The sequence below is a fragment of the Sorangium sp. So ce394 genome (genome assembly GCF_051474665.1).
Classification (GTDB): Bacteria; Myxococcota_A; Polyangia; order Polyangiales; family Polyangiaceae; genus Sorangium; species Sorangium cellulosum_D.
Window position 1 is genome coordinate 5768416 of record NZ_CP150339.1, and the last position, 20020, is coordinate 5788435.

Annotated in this window: 5 protein-coding genes; 3 read left to right on the forward strand and 2 right to left on the reverse strand. The window is 77.9% G+C overall.

The features are described from left to right. Positions 1-117: 117 nt before the first annotated feature. Positions 118-4800, reverse strand: coding sequence for a type I polyketide synthase (locus WMF33_RS21095; protein WP_437338829.1), 4683 nt, complete (start codon positions 4798-4800; stop codon positions 118-120). Next, the gene (locus WMF33_RS21100; protein ID WP_437338830.1) at positions 4797-11387 is read right to left on the reverse strand and encodes a type I polyketide synthase; all 6591 of its coding nucleotides are present in this window, start codon (positions 11385-11387) and stop codon (positions 4797-4799) included. Before WMF33_RS21100 ends, WMF33_RS21095 begins: the two co-directional genes overlap by 4 nt. A gap of 170 nt (positions 11388-11557) precedes the next feature. Here WMF33_RS21100 and WMF33_RS21105 point away from each other — a divergent pair, with 170 nt between their 5' ends. From WMF33_RS21105 to WMF33_RS21115, 3 genes are all read left to right on the forward strand, one after another. Next, the gene (locus WMF33_RS21105; protein WP_437338831.1) at positions 11558-16990 is read left to right on the forward strand and encodes a type I polyketide synthase; all 5433 of its coding nucleotides are present in this window, start codon (positions 11558-11560) and stop codon (positions 16988-16990) included. Further along, entirely contained in the window at positions 16987-17889 is a 903-nt protein-coding gene (locus tag WMF33_RS21110; protein WP_061627950.1) for a phytanoyl-CoA dioxygenase family protein, read from the forward strand. The genes WMF33_RS21105 and WMF33_RS21110 overlap by 4 nt, the downstream gene beginning before the upstream one ends. Before the next feature lie 68 nt (positions 17890-17957). Then, positions 17958-19901, forward strand: coding sequence for a formylglycine-generating enzyme family protein (locus WMF33_RS21115; protein WP_437338832.1), 1944 nt, complete (start codon positions 17958-17960; stop codon positions 19899-19901). Positions 19902-20020: the final 119 nt, after the last annotated feature.

The following is a 20020-nucleotide window of genomic DNA, read 5'->3' on the forward strand; positions in this document are numbered from 1 at the left end:
TTGTCGGATCGCGAGCGCGCGCCGCTTTCCGTCGGTCTCCGTCGGTCTCCGTCGGTTACCCGCGCGCGGGAGCCTCGCTCTCGGCGAGGGCGGCTCTCCTGCCGGCCCGCGCCCGCCTCACGCTCCGCGGAGCAGCCGTCGCACCTCGGCGTCCGGCAGCTGCTCGATCTCGCCGAGCATGTCCCCGAGCGCCGCGCCGCCGGCGGGGCAGGGGGCGGCCGCGAGCTCGGCCGAGGCGGGCAGATCGAGGCCGAGCGCGCCGGCGAGGTGGCGCGTGAGGTCGGCGAGCGTGGGGTGTCGCCAGGCGAGGGTGACCGGGAGCGGCACGCCGAGGCTCGCCTCCAGCAGGCGCCGCAGCTCGGTGGCGAGGAACGAGTCCATGCCCAGGTCGCTCCAGGAAGCGCCGAGGGGCATCTGATCGGCGGGAGTGCCGAGCACCAGGGCGGCGAGCCCGAGGACGTGCTGCTCCAGCGCGGCGCGCCGCGCCGCGGGCGTGGCCTGCGCGAGCATGGCGCGCGCGGGCGCGATCCCGCCCGAGGGGGCCGGCTCCTGCCCGAGCAGCGCGAGCCAGCGGGCGTCGGCGCGGCGGCGCTCCGCCGCCAGGCCCGCGGGGTCGAGCGGCAGCGTGAGCACGTGCGGCGGGGCCGCCGCGGCGGGATCAAGGAGGCGGCCGAGCAAGGACAGCGCGTCGTCCTCGGCGATGCCGGCCATGCCGCGGCGCTCGAAATAGGCGTGGGCACGGGCCACGCGCGGGTCGCTGGCCATGCCACGGCCGGACCAGGCGGCCCAACCGATGCTCAGCGCGGGGAGGCCGAGGGCGCGGCGATGGCGCGCGAGGGCGTCGAGGGAGGCGTTGGCGGCGGCGTACGCGGCGGCGCCCGGGACGCCGATCCAGGCGGCGACGGACGAGAAGAGCACGAAGGCGTCGAGCGGACTCTCCAGGGTGAGGCGGTGGAGGTTCCAGGCGCCGGCGAGCTTGGGCGCGAGCAGGGCGCCGAGCGCGCGGGGCGCGAGATCGGTGACGAGCGCGCGCTCGGCGACCCCCGCCGCGTGCACGACGCCGCGCAGCGGCGGGAGCGCCCCCGCGGCGCGCGCGAGCAGGGCCGCGAGCTGCTCGGCGTCCGCGACGTCGGCGCGCTCGACGAGGATGCGGGCGCCGCCGCGCGACAGGTCGTCGACGACGCGCGCCGCGGCCTCGCCGGGGGGGCGCCGGCCCACGAGCACGATCGCCTCCGCGCCCTGCCGGGCGAGCCAGCGAGCCACGGCGAGGCCGAGCGCGCCGAGGCCGCCGGTGACGAGCCAGGCGCCGGCGACGCGGGGCGCCGCGGCCGAGGGCAGGGGCAGCGGGGCGACGCGGGGCACGAGCCTCGCGCCGCCGCGCAGGCCTACCTGCTCGGCGCGGTCGTCCGATCGCAGCACCTCGGCGAGCGCGCCGAGCTCGGGTTCGCCGGGCGCGGCGAGGTCGACGCTGGTGAAGGCGAGCTCGGGATGCTCGGCGGCGATCCCCCGCCCAAGGCCCCACAGGGACGCCGCGGCCAGGGACGCGGCGTCGCGGGGCGCATCCACGGCCGCGCCGGTGGTGACCAGCCAGAGCCGGGGCGGAGCGCGGCAGGCGGCGAGCGCTTGCGCGGCGTGCAGCAGGCCGGCCGCGGCGGCCTCGGCGTCCCGGAGCAGGACCGCGCCGGTCAGCGCGCCCGGCGCGCGCTCGCGGAGATCGAGCGCGCCGAGGTGCACGACGCCGCGGCAGGGCGGCGCGGGCGCGGCGAGGAGCGCGTCGATGGCGGCGCGGAGCTGCTCCGGCTCCTCCACGCTGACGCGCGCGCAGGTGTCGCCGGCGGCGCCCAGCCGGGCGGCGAGCGCGCCGGCCGCGCCGCGCGCGCCGCCGAGCAGGATCCATCGGCCCGGGGCCGTCGGCGCCGGCGGCGCCATGACGGGGCGCGGCTCCGGGCTCCAGGTGACGCCGTGGACGACCGGGGGGGCGGCGGGAAGGTCGACCCCCTCCGGTGCGGCGGACAGCGGCGGCGCCGCCTCCGTCGCCGCGGCGCGCGGGCGGGCGGGCGGCGCGCCGGGGATCGGAAAGCGCTGCCGCTGCCAGGGGTAGGTGGGCGCGGGGACGCAGCGCGCGCGGCCCGGGTGGAGGCGGGCCCAGTCCACGGGGCGGCCCTCTGTGTAAAGCGCGGCGAGCGCCTCGAGCATCGCTCGCCGCTCGCCGCGATCACGGCGCAGCGAGGCGAGCGTGAGCGCCTGCCGCTCCGTGCGGCGCGCGGCGTCGTCGACGGACGGGAGCAGCGCGGGGTGCGCGCTGAGCTCGAGGAAGATCCCGTGCCCGTCCTCGAGCAGGCGCTCGACGGCTGGCCAGAAGAGCACGCGATCGCGCACGTTGCGGGCCCAGTGCGCCGCGCCGAGATCCGGCCCCTCGACGCGTGCGCCGGTCACGGTGGAGTAGAGGGGCAGCGCCACGGGCCGGGGCGCGAGATCCGCGAGCGCGGCGCGCAACGCGTCCGCGGCGGGGCGTACGGCGGGGCCGTGGAATGCGTGGGGGGAGCGCAGGCGGCGCGCGGCCACCCCACGCGCGGCGAGCCGGGCGAGCGCGGCGTCGAGCGCCTCGACGGGCCCCGAGAGCACGGCCTCGCCGGGGCCGTTCCAGGCGGCGATCGCGAGGCGGTCGTCCTCGCCGCGGAGCTGCTCCTCGGCGTCGGCCGGCCCGAGGTCGATCGCGGCCATGGCGCCGCGGCCGGCGCTGAGCGCCAGGCTCTCCGCGCGGGTGCACACGACGCGCACCGCCTCGGCCAGGCTCAGCGCACCGGCCAGGTAGGCGGCCGTCACCTCGCCCAAGCTGTGGCCCACCACCGCGTCCGGCAGGACTCCCCAGGAGCGCCACAGCGCGGCCAGCGCGGCGCTGAGCGCGAAGATCAGGGGCTGGCCGATGGTCACCAGGTCGGCGCGCGCCGGGTCGGAGTCGGCCGCGATCTCCTCGAGCAGGCTCCAGCCCGCGCGGCGCTGGACCTCGGCGTCGCACGCCTCGAGCTCGCGGCGGAAGGCGGGCTCGTCGCGGAGGAGCTCGCGCCCCATCCCCGCCCGATGCGCGCCGGTGCCCGGGCAGACGAAGACCAGGCGGTGCGGCCGCCGCGCGGACGGGCGCGCTCCGGCGCCGTCGGACCGGAGCGCCGCCGGATGCGCCTCGCCGCGCACGACCGCGGCGAGCGCGGCGTCGATCTCGCCGCGCGACGCCCCGACGACGGCGAGGCGGTGCTCGAAGTGAGCGCGCCGCGCGCCGGCCGTGTACGCGAGATCCGCGAGCGCGGCCGAGGGCGCGGCTGCGATCGGCTCGCGGTACGCGGCCGCGAGCGCGCGGAGGGCGGCGGGGTCGCGGGCCGAGAGCGGCAGGAGCACGGCGCGTCCGGCGGGCGCGGCCTCGGTCGCGGGCGGGGGCGGGGCCTCCTCGACGACGATGTGCGCGTTGGTGCCGCTCAGCCCGAACGAGCTGACCCCGGCCACGCGCGGTCTGCCGGCGGCGGGCCAGGGCAGCCTCGAGGTCGCCAGGCGGAGGCGCGTGCCCTCGAGCGAGATGCGGGGGTTCAGGGCCTCGAAGTGGAGGTTCGCGGGGATCGCGCCGTGCTCCATGGCGAGCACGACCTTGATGAGCCCGGCGACGCCGGCGGCCGCCTCGAGGTGCCCGAGGTGGGGCTTCAGCGCGCCCAGCGCGCACGGCGGACCGCTGTGCGCGCCGCCCAGCACGGCCGCGAGCGCCTCCACCTCGATCGGGTCGCCGAGCGGGGTGCCGGTGCCGTGTGTCTCCACGTAGGTGACGTCCTCGGGAGCGACGCCGCTGCGCTGGAGCGCGGCGCGGAGCAGCTCTTCCTGCGCGCGCACGCTGGGCACGGTCAACCCCGCCGAGCGCCCATCCTGGTTCACGGCCGAGCCCCGGAGCAGCGCCAGCACCGGGTCGCCGTCGGCGCGCGCCCGCGACAGGCGCTTGAGCGCCACGAGCCCGCAGCCCTCGCCCCGCACGAAGCCGCTCGCTCGCGCGTCGAAGGTCCGGCAGCGGCCCTCGGGCGAGAGCGCGCCGTTCAGCCGCGCGCCCATCTCCATCGTGGCGGGCGAGAGCATCAGGCTCACGCCGCCGGCGAGCGCGAGATCGCACTCGCCGAGGCGCAGGCTCTGGCAGGCGAGGTGCACGGCCACCAGCGAGGAGGAGCACGCGGTGTCGACGACCAGGCTGGGGCCCGTGAGCCCGAACACGTGCGAGATCCGGCCCGCCGCGAAGCCGCGGAACGCACCGGTGCCGGTGTGCAGGTCGAAGCGGGACGGGTCCCCGGCGGCGCTGCGCTCGCGGTGGTCGTCGTGCATCGCCCCGACGAAGACGCCGGCGGCGCTGCCCGCGAGCCGCTCGGGCACCTGGCCCGCGCGCTCGAGCGCCTCCCAGGCGACCTCGAGCAGGATCCGCTGCTGTGGATCCATGCTCGCCGCCTCCCGGGGCGAGACGCCGAAGTGATGCGGGTCGAAGGCGTCGATGTCGCGGAGGAAGGCGCCCCAGCGCGCGGCGCGCTGCGCGGGCGCCAGGTCCGCGGCGGGCGCGAGGGGCCAGCGGTCCGGCGGGACCTCGGTCACCGCGTCGGCGCCGCCGTCGAGCAGCCGCCAGAGCGCCTCGGGCGACGAGGCCCCGCCCGGGAAGCGGCAGGCCATGCCGATGACGGCGATGGGCTCGGCGCGCTCGCGGCGTAGCGCGTCGAGCTCGGCGCGGAGCTCCTCGATCGCGGCGAGGGCGCGCTTGATCGGGGAGGCCTGCGCGTCGCTCAAGGCGCCCCTCGCCGCTCCAGCGCCCCGAGTCGCTCGAGGAGCAGCGCTTCGGCCTCCGCCTCGGACAGGCGGAGGATCGCCTCCTCGGCGAGCGCGGGCGGGTCACCGCCCGGCGAGGCCGAGCGAGAGCCCGCCGGGGGCGCGGCCGGCGCGCGCGACGCCGGCGCGTCGCCGAGGCCGAGCTCCGCGAGCAGGTGGGCCGAGAGCGCCTTCACGCTCGGGTAGGCGAAGAGCAGCGTGGCCGCGAGCCGGAGGCCGAGGCTGGCCTCCAGGCCGTTGCGCAGGTCGAGGCTCATCAGGGAGTCCATGCCGAGATCGAGGATCGGCCGGGTCAGGTCGAGGCGCGCGACGTCGACGCCGACGACGCGCGCGATCTGCTCGGCGAGGTGGGCCTCGATCAAGGCGACGCGCGCCTCTGGGCGCGCCCTCGACAGCGCGTCCCGCATGCCCGCCGCCGACGAGGGCAGGGCGTGCTCCCCCGCGCCCCGCAGCGCCGACCAGAAGGGCGAAGCCGCGGCGCCCGGATGCGACTCCAAGAAGCGGAGCGCGTCGAGGCGGACCACCCCCCAGGTGCCGGCGGCGCCGGCCCCGAGCAGCCGGCCGAGCGCCGACAGTCCCTCGGCAGGGCTCAAGCTGCCGACGCCCCGGCGGCCGAGCCGGGCCCCGCGGCGCTCGTCGGCCGCCGCGAGGCCGACCTCGGAAAAGGGCCCGAACGCCACGCTGAGGCCGGGCAGGCCGGCGGCCTGGCGGGCGCGCGCGAGGGCGTCGAGGAAAGCGTTGGCGGCAGCGTAGCTGCCTTGCCCCGCGGATCCGAAGAGCGAGGCGACGGACGAGAAGAGCACGAAGAAATCGAGCGGCAAGGAAGCGGTGAGCGCGTGCAGGTTCCAGGCGCCCCGGGCCTTGGGCGCGAGGACGCGGGCGAGGCGCGGCGCGTCGAGCTCGAGCGCGGTGCCGTCGTCGAGCACCGCCGCGGCGTGCATCACGCCGCGCAGCGGCGGCCCCTCGCGCGCGATGGCGTCGAGGAGCGCGGCGAGCTGCGCGCGGTCCGCGACGTCCACCGCCGCGGCGTCGACGCGCGCGCCGGCCCGACCGAGCTCCGCGATGACCTCGGCGGCCGCGCTGCTCGGCGCGCGCCGCCCCGCCAGCACCACGCGCCGCGCGCCGCGCGCGACCATCCAGCGCACGAGCCTGAGGCCGAGGCCGCCGAGCCCGCCGGTGACGAGGTAGGTAGCGTCCGGCGCCAGCTGCGGATCTGGCGCCGGCGCGAGCGGGGCGCGGACGAGGCGCGCGGCGCGCCGGCCGTCCGCGCGCAGCGCGACGCGATCCTCGCCGTCGGGCGCGAGCAGCTCCGCGAGCAGGGCCTCCGCCTCGTCCGAGCGGGGCGCCGGATCGAGATCGACCGAGGTGCAGCGCAGCTCCGGGTGCTCGAGCGCGAGCGCCTGACCGAGGCCCCACAGCAGCGCCTGTGCGGGCCGCGCGGGCTCGGCCTCGCGCACGGCCTGGGCGCCGCGCGAGACCAGCCAGAGCCGCGGCGCGTCGCGTGTCTCCCCGCGCAGGATGGCCCGGGCGGCGCCGAGCGCGCCGAGGAGACCGAGCCGCGCGACGGCCTCGATCGCGTCGAGGCCCGCCTCTGGCAGCGCCGTCGCGTCCAGCGCGCCGAGGTGCACGACACCCCGCAGCGGAACGCCGCCCGCGAGGGAGAGGTCGCGGAGCGCGCGATGCGCCCCCGGATCGGCGGGATCCAGGCGGTCGACGCGGCGCGGGGCGCGCGCGCCGGCCGCCGCGCGCACGCAGCGATGGCCCCTCGCTTCGAGCCGAGCCGCCAGGGCCGCGCCCAGCCCGCCCGCGTCCCCCACGATGACCCACGTGCCCGCCTCGGGCGAGGAGCTCCCCGGCGGCGCCGCGGCCCGCAGCGGCATGGGCGCCCACGAGACGCGGTGCAGCCACGCGTCCGAGGCGCGCGTCCCGTGGAGCTGGCCGAAGCGCACTCCGCTGGCCTCTACCAGCACCCGGCCGCGCGCATCCATCCACGCGAGATCGCCGCGCGGCAGCTCGCCGCCCACCGCCGGCCGGAGCCGCGCGCGCACCCACGCCTCGCGCGGCAGCGCCTCGTACACGCGGAGCCGCTCAGCGCCGGCGGGCACGTAGGCGATCCCTGCGGCGCCGGCGTCGCCAGGCGAGCCGGCCGCCGCCCCGGGCCCCTCCTCCAGCGCAGCGCCGAGGAGCCTTGCGAGCAGCTGGAGCCCGCCGTCGACGAGCGCGGGCTGGAGGATCCAGCGGCCGGGCTCGAGAGCCGGAGCGGCGGGCGCGACGAGGCGGGCCAGGGCCTCGCCCGGGGCGCGCCAGAGCTCCACGAGCCCCTGGAACGACGGCCCGTAGACGAGCCCGCGCGCGGCGAGGTCGGCGTAATGGGCGGCGGCGTCCTCGGCGACGGCCCGCTCCGGCGGGGCGGGCGGCGAGGGCTCCGCGCCGGGCGCGCCGTCCGCGGGCTGCGCCTCGCCGCGCGCGTGTACCACCCACGCCTCACCGCCCTCGTGCAGGCTCGCCACCTGCACCAAGGCGCCCGCCCCCGGCCCAGGCGTGACGGCCACCTGGACGGTCCGCGCGCCCGTGGCTGGCAGCGCGAGCGGGCGCTCGAAGCGCAGATCGTCCAGCACGACGCCTCCGGGGGCGCTCCCCGCCGCGGCCGCGAGCGCCATCTCCGCCAGGACGGCCGCGGGGACGATCACCTCGCCGAGGACGCTATGGTCCGCCAGCCAGCGCGGCGCGCCGGCGCGGAGGCGCCGCTCCCAGAACCGGGCGCCTGGCTGCGTGGCCACGGTGAAGCCGCCGCCGAGCAGCGGGTGCTCGCCGGTCCGCGCGGGGCGCTCCGGCGCTTCGGCCGGGGGCGCGTCGAGCCAGAAGCGCGTCCGCTGCCACGGGTACGAGGGCAGCGAGACGCAGCGGCCGCCGCGGGGATACAGCGCCTGCCAGCGGACGTCCACGCCGGCGGCGTAGAGCGCGGCGAGCGCCTCGAGCATCGCGCGGCGCTCCGCGCGGCCGCGGCGCAGGGTGGTGATGACGCGGCCCGCGGCGCCAGCGGCGGCGATCGCGCGCTCGAGGTACGTTGCGAGGGCGGGGTGGGGGGAGATCTCGACGAGCACGTCGGCTCCGAGATCCAGCGCGGCGCGCGTCGCCGCCGCGAGCTGGACGGGCTCGCGCACGTTCCGGCCCCAGTAGCGCGCGTCGAGCTCTGCGCCGGAGGCGCGCGCGCCTGTCACCGTGCTGATCAGGCCGCGCGCCGCGCGCCGCGGCGCGAGGCGGTCCAGCGCGCGCTCGATCGCGTCGCCGAGCGGCGCCACCTGGGGGCTATGAAAGGCGTAGCGGACCGGCAGCGATCGGGCCTCGACGCCCCGGCCGCGGAGCGCGCGCAGCACCTCCTCGAGCGCCGCGGTCTCCCCGGACAGCACCACCGAGCCCGGATCGTTGACCGCGGCGATGGCCACGCGGCCCTCGTGGCCGGCGATCGCGCGCGCCGCCTCCTCGGGCGCGAGCTCGACGGCGGCCATCGCGCCGAGCCCGGTCGCTCGCTGAAGGAGCCGGGATCGGTGGTGCACCACGACGAGGGCGTCGTCGAGCGTCAGCGCCCCCGCCGCGCAGGCCGCTGCCACCTCGCCGAGGCTGTGGCCGAGCAGCAGCTCCGGCTCGACGCCCCACGATACGAGGAGCTCCATCAAACCGAGCTGGACGGCGAAGAGGGTCGGCTGGGCGATCTCGGTGTCGTGCAGGCGCCTCGAGGCCTCGCCCGCCTCCAGCGCGGCCTCGAGCGACCAGCCTGCGAGCCGCCGCCAGCGCTCGTCGCAGCGCGCGATCGCCGCGCGGAACACGGGCTCCGAGGCGGAGAGCTCCCTGCCCATCCCTGCCCATTGCGTGCCCTGGCCCGAGATCACGAACGCGATCCGGGGGCGCCCCAGGGCGGGCGCCGGGGCGCGCTCGGCCGCCGCCAGGGCGTCGAGCGCGGCGCCGATCTCCTCGCGGGAGCCGCCGACCGCGGCGGCGCGATGCTCGAGGTGGCTGCGGCGGACCGCGGCGGTGTAGGCGATGTCGGCGAGCAGCGCGCGTCGGCCCGCCTCCGAGGCGAGATGAGCCCGGTGCGCGCGCGCCAGGGCGGCGAGCGCGGCCGGATCCCTCGCAGACAGCGGGACGATCTCCACGCGCGCGGGGCACGGGGCGCGCTGCCCGGAGGCGGCCTCGCGGACCGCGGCCAGCGCGTCGAGCATCGAGCGGCGCTCGTCCTCGCCGCGCCGGAGCGACGGGAGCACCACCGCGGCCCGCCCGGCGTGCGCCAGGATGGCCTCGAGGTCCTGCTGCAGGATCGGCTGCGCGCTCACCTCCACGAGCACGGCCGAGGGCTCCGCGGCGGCGCCGGCGACCGCCTCGGCGAAGCGCGCCGGCTCGGCGATGCTCCGCTCCCAGTGCGCCGCGTCGAGCGACTCGCCCCGCGCTGCGCCGCCGGTCGCGCTGGAATAGAGGGGTACCCGGGCCGCGCGGGGCCGGAGCCCGGCGAGCGCCGCGCCGAGCTCCGCGCGCGCGGCGGGGCAGGCGAGCGCCGGCCCGTGCGCGGCGACGTCGCCCCGCACCGGCCGCCACCCGACGCCGCGGGCGGTGCACGCGGCGAGCACGTCGCCGAGCGCCTCGGCGTCGCCGGACAGCACCGTGGCCCCGGGGCTCGCGTGCACCGCGACCCGGAGCCGATCCGCGCGCCCCTCGATCAGCGCGGCCGCCTCGGCCGGGGGCAGGTCGACGTGGGCCATGGCGCCGCCGCGCGCGCGCGCGGCCCGCCGGGCCAGGCGCAGCGCGATCTCCATCGCCTCCTCGAGGCTCAGCGCCCCGACCACGTGCGCGGCCGCGACCTCGCCGACGCTGTGGCCCACCACGGCCGCGGGCTCCACGCGCCACGATCGCAGCAGCGCCGCGAGCCCGATCTCCACCGCCACCAGCGCAGGCCAGGCCACCTCGACGTCCTCCAGCGCGGCGCTCGCCGCGCCGGCCGCGATCGCCGGCAGGATCGCGGGGCCGCCGAGGCCATGGAGCGCGTCGGCGCACGCCTCGAGCGCCGCGCGGAAGACCGGCTCGCGCTCGAGCAGCGCGCCGCCCATGCCCGGCCGCTGCGATCCGTGGCCCGCGAACACCAGGATCACCCGCAGGCCTGGCGCGTGCGCCTCGCCCTCTGGCGCTGGCGGCTCGGCGAGGACCAGGTGGGCGTTGGTGCCACCGAAGCCGAACGCGCTCACGCCGGCGAGGGCGGGCTCGGCAGGCGAGGGCCAGGGGCCGATCTCGGTCTGCACGCGCAGGCGCCACGCCTCGAAGGGGACGCGGGGGTTCGGCGTCTCGAAGTTCAGGCTCGGCGGCACGGCCCCGCGCTCGACGCAGAGCGCGGCCTTGATCAGGCCCGCGGCGCCCGCTGCAGGCTCGAGGTGCCCGATGTTGGTCTTCACGGATCCGATGCGGAGCGGGCGGTCCGCCGGCCGGCCCGCGCCGAGCACCTCCCCGAGCGCCTCCGCCTCCACGGGGTCGCCGGCGGACGTGCCGGTGCCGTGCGCCTCGACGTACTGGACCGCGGCCGGCAGGACGCCCGCGCTCCGGTAGGCGCGGCGCAGGAGCGCGGCCTGCGCGCGGGCGCTCGGGGAGCTCAGCCCCGTCCGGCCCCGACCGTCGTTGTTCACTGCGCTGCCGAGGATCACGCAGCGGACGCGGTCGCCGTCCTCGCGCGCGCGCGCGAGGAGCTTCAGCACCACGACGCCCACGCCCTCGCCCCGCACGTAGCCGTTGGCCCGCGCGTCGAAAGAGAAGCACCGGCCGTCGGGCGACAGCCCGCCGAACTTGGTCATGGCCACCGTGCTTTCGGGCGAGAGCATGAGGTTCACGCCGCCCACGAGCGCGAGCGACGACTCGCCCGCGCGCAGGCTCTGGCAGGCGAGGTGGACGGCGACGAGCGCCGAGGAGCAAGCGGTGTTGAGGGCCACGCTCGGCCCCTCCAGCCCGAGCGCGTACGAGACGCGCGCTGCCAGGATGCTGAGATCGTTGCCCGTCGCCGTGTGCTGCGAGATCGCCTCGCCGCGGGCGCCGGGCAGCCGGCCATAGTCGCGCCACATGGCGCCCAGGAACACGCCCGTCGCGCTGCCGGTGAGCCCCGCCGCCGGGATGCCCGCGTCCTCGAGCGCCTCCCAGCTCGCCTCGAGCGCGAGGCGCTGCTGCGGGTCCATGTGCGCGGCCTCGCGCGGCGAGATGCCGAAGAAGGCCGCGTCGAAGCGGTCGACCTCGCCGAGAAAGCCGCCCGCGCGCGTGAGCATCTTGCCGGGCGCGGCCGGATCGGGCGCGTGGTAGGCCTCCGCGTCCCAGCGGTCTGCAGGGACGTCGCGGATGGCCTCCGCGCCGTCGCAGAGGAGCTTCCAGAGATCCTCGACGCTCGGCGCCCCGGGGAAGCGGCCGGCCATCCCGATGAGCGCGACCGGCTCGGCGGGCTCGACGCTCCGGGGTTCCTCGCCGCGCCTTGCGGTCGTGTCGCAGGCCCCCACCTGCTTGTCATCCGTCGAGTACAGCGGCACGCGACCTCCCGGGAACGAGCGAACCTCGCGTGGAAAGTCCGCTGAATACGTGAGAACTTCTGGATCAGCAAGCCGGCGCGGGCCGCTGTGGCTCGTGACATGCGCACGCGCGCTCGTGGTAGGGTGCGCGCTCGAGCGCGGCAGCGCGCGGGCTGCTGGCGGGGTGCTGGATGGAAGGCCGGGAGATCCCCTGGGACGAGGTGTCGGCGCGCGCCGCCGCGCTGTCGCCGGAGCGGCGGGCGCTCTTCGCGCGCAAGCTGCGCGCCGCGGGTGAGATCCCGCGGCGGCTCGTGGTCGATCCCGTCGCCATCGTGGGCATGGGCTGCCGGCTCCCAGGTGGCGCCGACGATCCGGAGGGCCTCTGGCGCCTGCTGCGCGGCGGCCACGACGCCGTGACCGAGGTGCCGCCCGAGCGCTGGGACGCGCGCGCCTGGTACGACCCGGACCCGGGCGCGCCCGGTCGGACGAGCTCGCGGTGGGGCGCCTTCCTGCGCGAGATCGATCGCTTCGACGCCGCGTTCTTCGGCGTCTCCCCGCGCGAAGCGGCGCGCATGGACCCGAAGCACCGCGTGCTCCTCGAGGTCACCTGGGAGGCGCTCGACGACGCCGGCCTGCCGGGCCCCTCCCTCGCCGGCAGCCGAACCGCGGTATTCGTCGCGGCTTACCAGGGTGACCACGCGCGCCTCGCGCTCGCGGACCCGGGCGCGATCGACGCCTACGCGGGCCTCGGCGCCCAGCAGTGCCTCGCGGCGGGCCGCATCTCCTACCTGCTCGACCTGCGCGGGCCGAGCCTCGTCGTGGACACCGCCTGCTCGTCCTCGCTCGTCGCCGTCCACCTCGCCTGCCGCAGCCTGCTGGCCGGCGAGTGCGACCGCGCCATCGTCGGCGCGGTGAGCCTCGTGCTCGCGCCGGAGGAGTGCGTGGCGATGGCCAAGCTCGGCATGCTCGCGGCCGACGGGCGCTGCAAGACCTTCGACGCGCGCGCGGACGGCTTCGTGCGCGGCGAGGGCTGCGGCGTCGTCGTCCTCGAGCGGCTCTCCGATGCGCTCGCCGCGGGCCGCGACATCCGCGCGCTCGTGCGCGGGACGGCGGTGAACCAGGACGGCCGCACCAACGGCCTGACCGCGCCGAGCGGCCGCGCGCAGGAGGAGGTCATCCGGCTGGCCCTCGCCGACGCCGCCGCCTCGCCCGCGCAGATCGGCTACGTCGAGACGCACGGCAGCGGCACCCGGATCGGCGATCCCATCGAGGTCGAGGCCCTGCGCGCCGTCGTCGGCGCGCCGCGCCCCGATCGGGGGGCCTGCGTGCTCGGCGCGGTGAAGACCAACCTCGGGCACCTCGAGGCCGCCGCCGGGATGGCGGGGCTGCTCAAGGCGGCGCTCGCGCTGCAGCGCGGCGAGATCCCGCCGAACCTCCACCTGGAGGAGACCAACCCCGATCTGCCGCTCGCGGGCTCGTGCTTCCTCTTGCCGCGAGCCCCGACGCCGTGGCCGCCCGGGGGCGGGCCGCGGCTCGCGGGGCTCAGCTCCTTCGGCCTGAGCGGCACGAACGCGCACCTCGTGCTCGAGGAGGCGCCCCGCCCGGCGCCCGCGCCCGCGCCGCGCCCGCCAGGGTGCGCCGAGCTCCTGCCCATCTCGGCGCGCAGCCCCGGGGCGCTGCGCGCGCTCGCGGCGGGCTACCGGCGGCTCCTCGACGCGCCGGAGGGCGAGCCTTCGCGCGCGGAGGTCCAGGCGATCTGCGCCGCCGCCGCGCTCGGGCGCGCGCACCACGAGCACCGCCTCGCGCTGGTCGCCCGGGGCCGCGCCGAGCTCGCCGAGCGGCTCGACGCGTTCCTGAAGGGCGAGCCGCGGCCCGGTACGAGCGCCGGGCGCGCTCCGGTCGCCGGACGGCCGCGGCTCGCCTTCGTCTTCCCGGGGCAGGGCGGCCAGTGGCCCGGCATGGGCCGCGCGCTGCTCGAGAGCGAGCCCGCCTTTCGCGAGCGCTTCGAGGCATGCGACCGCGCCCTGCGCGCCGCCGAGGGCTGGTCGCTCCGCGACGCGCTCGCCGGCGATCCCGCCTGGCTCGATCGCGTCGATCGCGTCCAGCCGCTGCTCTTCGCGCTCCAGGTCTCCCTGGCCGCGCAGCTCCGCGCCTTCGGCATCGAGCCCGACGCGGTGATCGGCCACAGCATGGGCGAGGCCGCGGCCGCCGTCGTCGCGGGCGCGCTCGACGTCGAGGCGGGCCTGCGGGTCGTCGCGCGCCGCAGCCGGCTCCTCTCGCGCGCGCGAGGCTCGGGCGGCATGGCCGCGGTCGCGCTCTCGGCGGAGCAGGCCGCGGAGCTCGTCGCAGGGCGGCCGGAGGCGCTCTCGATCGCCGCCGTCAACGGGCCGACCGCGACGGTCATCGCGGGCGACGCCGCCGCGCTCGACGCCATCGTCGCGGAGCTGGAGCGCCGCGGGGTGGACGCGCGGCGGATCCGGGTGGACGTGGCCTCGCACAGCGCGGCGGTGGAGGAGCTCTGCCCCACGATCCGCGCCGAGCTCGCGGATCTGCAGCCCCGCCGCGCGGCGATGCCGATGATCTCCACGGTGACGGGCGCGCCGGTCGAGGGGCCCGAGCTCGACGCCGCCTACTGGGCCCGGAACCTCCGGGAGCCGGTGCGCTTCTGGCCCGCGCTGCGGACGCTCGTGTCCGACACCCCCTCCGTGTTCCTCGAGCTGGGCCCGCACCCGACGCTGCTCGCGCCGCTCCGGGAGGGCCTCGCCCTCCTCGGCCTCGAGGCGCGCAGCCCGCTGCTCGCCGCCATGCGGCGGGGCGAGGACGATCGCGCGGGCCTCCTCGGCGCCGTCGGCGCGCTGTACTGCTTCGGCTTCCCCGTCGCGTGGAGCGCGCTCCAGCCGCCCGGCGGGCCGCGCGCAGCGCTGCCGGCCTACCCCTGGGACCGCGCGGCCCTCCCGGCAGCGCCGGAGCGCCGCGCTCCGGCGGCCCGCTCGCTGCTCGGCGAGCACATCGCGCTGGCCGAGCCGCCGGGCGCTCACCTCTGGCACGGCGCGCTCGACGCGGCGGATCTGGCCCTCTTCGCCGACCACCGCGTCGAGGACGCCATCGTGCTCCCGGGCACGGCGACGCTCGACGCGGCGCTCGCCGCCACGGCGGAGCTCTTCGGACCGGGCCCCCGCGATCTCACGGACGTCGTCTACGAACGGCCCGCGGTGCTGCCAGACGACGGCACGTGCCGGTTCCAGATGCTCGTCACCGAGCAGGGCCCGGGCGCGGCCGCGTTCCGCCTGCACCAGCGCCGCCCTGGCGAGCCGGCATGGACGCTCGTCGCGCGCGGCGGAGCCGCCGTCGCCCAGCCAGCCACCGCGCCCCTCGCGCTCGACGTCGCCGCGATCCGCGCCCGCTGCGGCGCCGTCGAGCCTGGCGCCGCCTTCTACGCGCGGCGCGCCGCGCGCGGCAACGCCTGGGGCCCCGGCTTCCAGGGCATCGCGCGGCTGTGGCGCGGCGACGCCGAGGCGCTCGCCGAGATCGTGGCCCCCGCGGAGGTCGCCGGCGCGCTGCCGCGCCACGCGCTGCACCCCGCGTTGCTCGACGCCTGCGGCCAGGCCGCCGTGGAGCTCGCCGAGGACCCCGCGATGCCCGGCCCCTTCGTGCTCGCGGGCGTCGCGCGGGTGCGCCTGCGCGGCCCCCTGGTCCCGCGGCTCTGGAGCCACCTGACCGTCCGCCGCCGCGATCGAGACGGCGTACACGCGGACGTGCGCGTCGCGGATCCGGACGGCCGGATCGTGGTCGAGGTCGACGATCTCCGGCTGGCGCGCCTCGCCGCGCGCGGACCGGAGCGCCGCCCCGAGGACGCGCTCACGGTCCTCCAATGGCAGCCGGCGCCGCGCCCCGCCGGCGCGCCGACGTCGCGCGGCGGCTGGCTGATCGTCGCGGATCGGGGCGGCGTGGGCGACCGCCTCGCGGCCATCGCTCGGGCCGATGGCCGCCCCTGCGCTCTCGTGAGGCCGGACGTCGGCGCCGCACACGCCTCGCTCCCCGGCGCCGCGGCGCCGGAGCCGCCGTGGGAGATCGTCTACCTCGCCGCGCTGGACGCGCCGGCGGGCGGCGCCGCCAGCGCGGCCGCGCTGGAAGCCGAGGTGCTGCGGCTCGCGGGCCTCGCGCTGGAGCAGCTCCACGGCGCGCTCGACTCCGGGCGATCGCACCGGATCTGGCTGATCACGCGCGGCGCGCAGCCGGTCGAGCCAGGCCCGGTCGCCGCGGCGCAGGCCGTGCTCCTCGGGCTCGGTCGCACGCTCGAGGCCGAGCGCCCCGAGCACCTCGGCGGCCTCGTGGACCTGCCGCCGGACGCCGCCGCCGGGGAGGCTGCGGCCCTGATCGCCGCGGAGATCGCCGGTCGATCCGGCCCCGCGGAGGAGGTGGCGTACCGCCGGGGTGAGCGCCTCGCGGCTCGGCTCTCGACCTGGGACGACGAGCGCTCCGCCCCCGAGCCGCTCCGGCTGCGCCCCGACGCGAGCTACCTCGTCACCGGCGGCCTCGGCGACCTCGGGCTGCTCGTCGCGCGCCGCCTGGTCGAGCGGGGCGCGCGGCACCTCGTCCTCCTCGGCCGGACGCCGCCCGGCGCGGCCGGGGCGGGCGACGCGCGCGCCGCCGCGATCACCGCCCTCGAGGCGCTCGGGGCGCGCGTGCGGATCGCCGTGGCCGACGTCGGCGACGAGCGGGCCCTGCGCGCCTCGCTCGCGGCCCACGACGCCGCGGCCTGGCCTGCCATCCGCGGCGTGATCCACTGCGCCGGGGTGCATCGCCCCGCGCCGCTCGACCAGCTCGCGGCCGACGACCTCCTCCCCGACCTGCGATCCAAGGTGCTCGGCGCCTGGCTGCTCGATCGCCTGCTCGCGGATCTCGACCTCTTCGTGCTCTTCTCCTCCGCCGCGACGCAGCTCGGCTCGCCCCTGCTCGGCGGCTACGCCGCCGCCAACGCGTTCCTCGACGCGCTCGCCCACGATCGCCGGGCGCGCGGCCTCCCCGCGCTGAGCGTCGGCTGGGGCTACTGGGACGGCGTCGGCATGGCCGCGCGGCGCGAGCGGGCCGAGGGCCGGCGCGCCGCGCCGCGCGGCGTCGCGCCCCTCGCCCCGGATCGCTGCCTCGACGTGCTGGAGCGCCTGCTCGCTGGCGCGCCCCCCCACGTCGGCGTGCTGGGCGTCGACTGGAGCGCGTGGTCGGCAGCCTACCCCGAGGCCGCGGCCGCGCCGCGCCTCGCGTTGCTCGCCGGGCGCGGCGCGGCCCCCTCGCCCGGCGAGGGCCCGGGGGGCGCCGCCCTGCTGGTCGCCGACCCGCTCGCCGGCGCGCCCGAGGAGCGGCGGGGGCGCCTCGAGCTGTACCTGCGGGCCCGCGTTGCGGCAGCGCTGCGCCGGCCCGCGGCGGATCTGCCCTTGGACGAGCCCCTCGTCCGCCTCGGCCTCGATTCGCTCATGGCGGTCGAGCTCCGGAGCCGGCTCGCGGCCGAGCTGGCGATCGCGGTCTCGATCGTCGATGTGTTACGCTCGCCGGGCGTGCTCGCCCTCGCGGAGCTGCTCGCCGCGCGCGCCGAGCCCGCGGGGGGATGGGAGGAGATCACCCTGTGAGCAGCGCGACCCTCAGCGACGCCATGCTCCGCGCCTTCTCCGACGAGGGCTACCTGCTCGTCGAGGGCGCGCTCCCCCCGCCGGTCGTCGCCGCGGTCATCGACGAGCTCGACGCGGCGGTCGACGCCTGCTCCCGGGATCTCCGCGACCGAGGCCAGCTCGAGGATCCGCTGGAGGAGCACGGCTTCGACACGCGCCTGCACCGGCTCTCCCTGCGCACGGACGCGGTGGTGCGGACGCTCTTCAACCGCAACTACATGCGCCCTGCGCTGCTCGAGCTGATCCGCGGCCCCGCGCTGCTCGATCTGCTCGAGCCGCTGCTCGGCCCCGAGATCGCCTGCCACCCCGGCTACCGCGTCCGGCCGAAGCTCCCGAGCAGCAGCCCCATCTCGTGGATGCGCGCCATGCCGTGGCACCAGGACGTGGCCTACCTGGTGCCGGAGTGTGACCGGTACTTCTACGCGACCGTCTGGATCCCGCTCACGGAGTCCACCGAGGAGAACGGCTGCATCGAGGTGCTCCCCCGCGGTCATCGAGGCATCCTTCCGCACCGCAACGTGCACGGCGAGCCGTTCCTCGAGATCCTGGGCGAGGCGCTGCCGCCGCTCGAGTCCGTGAAGGTCCCGGCCCGCCCGGGCGATGTGCTCCTCATGAGCGGCCTCATGCCGCACCGGTCCGGCCTGAACCGGACCGAGCGCGTCCGCTGGAGCCTCGATCTGCGCTACCACGCGGCGGACGTCCCGCCGGGCTACTCCGGGGAGCCCGCCCTCCTGGTGCGCAGCCGGAGCCGCCCCGAGGGGGTGATCCGGGACTGCGCCGACGTGGAGCGCCTGCGCGAGGCGAGCCCGGCTGTGGACGCGCCGCGCTACCGTCGCTGGCCGACGGTGCACCCCACCTGAGCGGACGCGGCGCGACGGGCTCACCCCTCGACACGCCCGTGTGTCACGTCGAGCAAGGAGAAACAGCAATGGACCTCGAGACCCGCAGCCCCCCGACCGCCGGCAGCGCGCGCGTCACCAACCTGGAGATCGTCGGCCGGGAGGGCGACGAGATCACCGTTCGCTTCGATGTCGCCTGGGACAACTCGTTCCGCGAGCGCGGCGGGCCGGGGGCTGGCAACTGGGACGCCGTCTGGCTCTTCGTCAAGTACCGCGGCACCGAGGTGGTCCCGTTGCACGACAACGGGGAGATCCGCGCTGCGGCGGATCAGGGGGACCTGTCCCCGCTCGCCGCAGCGGCGATGGCGGCGATCCCCGCTCCCGCGGCGGTCCCCGCTGCCGTGGCGGCTGCGGTGGCGATCCCCGTTCCCGCGGCGGCTGCGGTGGCGATCCCCGTTCCCGCGGCGGCTGCGCCGATCCCCGCTCCCGTGTCTGGGAGGCCGAGCTCCCTGCGATTGCGCGGCAAGCGTGAGGTGCACCCGGTGACCCCGGGCCAGAAGTGGCGCGTCCGGGTGGAGCGGTACCACCACCGCAGCCCGATGGGCCCGCTGGAGTCGTCCGTCGAGGACATCACCGTGCGGGCGCTCGGCGACAGGGGCCACGGCCTCGAGGCCAGCCGGATGAGCGAGTGGCGGCACGCGCTGATCGCAGCCGCCCGCGCGCCCGTTGGAGGCGAGGTGCTCCTCCCCGAGGATCAGCGCGGCGTGTTCCTCTACCGCAGCGACGAGAACGCCGGCGTGGGCCCTGTCGTCTTCCGCGCGGTGACCCTGACCCTCTGCCGCCCACCGGACGGCCCTGCCTTCGCCGACCACGTGTCGCTCTGGGTGTTCGGCATCGAGATGGTCTACATCCCCGAGGGCCCGTTCTCGCTGGGGGATCCGCTGGGCCCAGGCGGGCCGGCCGCCTGCTTCTACGACGCCTCGCTCGGCGACAAGGACCCCGATCGATCCTACCGCGTGACGTCCGACGGCCCGATCGAGGTGGGGCCGAACGGCGACCGGTCGCGGCTCTACTACGACGGGGACGCGTCCGAGGGGAACGAGGGCGACGGGCAGGGCCCGATTCCGAAGGGATTCCCGAACGGGTACGGCGCCTTCTACGTGATGAAGTACCAGATCAACCAGGGCCAGTACGGCGATTTCGTCAACACGCTCCAGGGCCCGGCGAGAACGGTGCGCTTTTCGTACTGGTTTGGTTCGTATCGCTACACCACCTTCATGACGCAATCGAGCGCTCGCCTCACGCTGCGTCCCGACAACGCCTGCAATTGGCTCGCGTGGATGGACGGGGCAGCCTTCGCCTGCTGGGCGGGCCTGCGCCCGCTGACGGAGCTCGAGTACGAGAAGGCCTGCCGTGGTCCAGCGCAGGCCGTGAGCTGCGAGTATGCGTGGGGCACCACCACGGCCGTGCAGGCCCAGGTGATCTTCGGCAACGAGGGGGGCGTGAGCTGGGTCAACGGCAACGCGGCCTTCCAACAGGCCATCTTCGTCGGCGGCGACGGCGGCTCCGGACCGCTGCCCGGCAACGCCTTCGGCGGCCCGCCGGCGTCCTGGTCCGGCGCGTGCGCCTTCGGCATGCGTCGCGATTTCGCCGAGGACCAGTCCGGCCTGTCCCCGGTCCAGGTGAACGAGCGAGAGCGGACCGGCGCATCGTATTACCGGGTGATGGGGCTGAGCGGCAATCTCTGGGAGTGGTGCGTGACCGTCGGGGAGCCCCAGGGCCGGGCGTTTACCGGTACCCCCGGCACCGGCGAGCTCGACGGCTTCGGGAACCCCGACGTCAAGTTGCTCGGCTGGCCTGACGTCGACGTCGTTGGCGCCGGCGCGCGGGGGGGCTCCTGGTACACCGCGCTGACGAAGCTGCGGCTCGCGGATCGATCGTACGGCTCCGGCTTGGAGAGCTACTCCACCCGGGCCCATGATATGGGCTTCCGCTGCGCGCGGACGGTCGGCTCCTCGCCGCCCACGCGCTGACGCCGACGGCCGGCGTCCCCTCACGTGCCCGCCCCAGCGGTTGCCCGTCGGCGCTCACCGCGCTCACCGCTGCGGCCAGCGCCGCCGCTCTGCCGTATCCGGGTTCAGCCGCGGGCCTC

Coding starts and splice junctions, on each gene's coding strand:
- WMF33_RS21105 (WP_437338831.1), top strand. CDS start 11,558: ATGGAAGGCCGGGAGATCCCCTGGGACGAGGTGTCGGCGCGCGCCGCC.
- WMF33_RS21115 (WP_437338832.1), top strand. CDS start 17,958: ATGGACCTCGAGACCCGCAGCCCCCCGACCGCCGGCAGCGCGCGCGTC.